At 66.7% G+C, this 771-nt stretch carries 1 protein-coding gene; it reads left to right on the top strand.

Translation table 11 applies throughout. The annotated features are described in order from the left end of the window. Positions 1-18: 18 nt before the first annotated feature. Positions 19-771, top strand: a 753-nt coding sequence (locus ACFPZN_RS56260) for an acyl-CoA dehydrogenase family protein (RefSeq protein WP_378293667.1), incomplete at its 3' end; no start/stop codon positions are given.

Here is a 771-nt window from a genome sequence, read left to right as displayed (position 1 = left end):
CAGATGGTCCGGGAGACGGTGGCCAAGTCGCGGTCGTTGCCGGAGGATCGGTTGTGGGCGCAGTACCGGGAGTTGGGGTGGTTGGAGGCTCCGCCGGTAGAGCTGGCGATCGTGCTGGAGGAGCTGGGGTATGTCGCCGATCCGACGCCGTTTTTGGCGTCGGCGACCTGGTTCGCTCCGCTGGCGGGTCGTCTTCCTGAGGGTGCGGGGACGGCGGTGTGCGACGGGACCGGGCGGTTCGTGCTGGACGCGGACAGGGCGGATGAGGTCGCGTTGGTCACCGGTGATGGTGTGGTGGTGGTGAACGGGGCGGATCTGGCGGCCAAGCGGGTGGATGTCTTCGATCCCACGCTGCATGTGGCGCATGTGGAGGCGCAGGATCTGGCCAAGGGTGTCCCGGATCTGGCGTTGATGGGGCTGGCGGTCACAGCGGTGGGGAGTTGCCGCCGGATTTTGGATCTGGTGGTGGAGCATGTGAAGCAGCGGGTGCAGTTCGGTGTGCCGATCGGGTCGTTTCAGGCGGTGAAGCACAAGGCCGCGGACATGTACGTGGCGATCGAGCGGGCTCGTGCGCTGGCGTATTTCTCGGCGTTGACGATCGCGGAGGATGACGCGGGTCGTGGCCGGGCGGCGTTGATGGCGAAGGCGGCGGCGGGGGAGTGTCAGCGGGTGGTGTTCGCTCATGGGCTGCAGTTGTTCGGGGCGATGGGGTTCACGTGGGAGAACGAGGTGCAGGTGCATTTGAAGCGGGCGAAGGCGTGTGATCTGCTG

The organism is Actinomadura rugatobispora (assembly GCF_042656285.1).
In the GTDB taxonomy this organism is placed as follows: Bacteria; Actinomycetota; Actinomycetes; order Streptosporangiales; family Streptosporangiaceae; genus Spirillospora; species Spirillospora rugatobispora.
This window is presented reverse-complemented; position numbering and strand designations above follow the sequence as displayed.